1 protein-coding gene is annotated in these 355 nt (G+C 71.8%); it reads right to left on the minus strand.

The genetic code is table 11. From position 1 onward, the window contains the following. The coding region (locus tag IH68_RS51385) for an acyltransferase domain-containing protein (RefSeq protein ID WP_037886742.1) at nt 1-355 on the minus strand (355 nt) is incomplete at both ends.

Raw genomic sequence — 355 nt, forward strand, 5'->3', positions numbered from 1 at the left:
GCGGGGGGAGACCGCCGCGAGCACCTCGGCCAGTTCGGTCTCGATGGCTTCGACGTGCCTCGTGTGGGAGGCGTAGTCCACCGGGATACGACGCGCCCGCACGTCGTGGCCCTCGCAGTGCGCCATCAGCTCATCCAGCGCGTCCGCATCCCCGGCCACCACCACCGAACCCGGACCGTTCACCGCCGCGATATCGATCCGGCCCGCCCAAGCCGTCAGCAACTCCTCAACATCCGCGAGCGGCAGCGGGACGGACACCATGCCACCGCGGCCGGCAATGGCCCGGATCGCCTTGGACCGCAGCGCCACCACCCGCGCCCCGTCCTCCAACGACAACCCACCCGCCACCACCGCC

It is taken from the genome of Streptomyces sp. NRRL S-646 (assembly GCF_000720765.1).
Classification (GTDB): Bacteria; Actinomycetota; Actinomycetes; order Streptomycetales; family Streptomycetaceae; genus Streptomyces.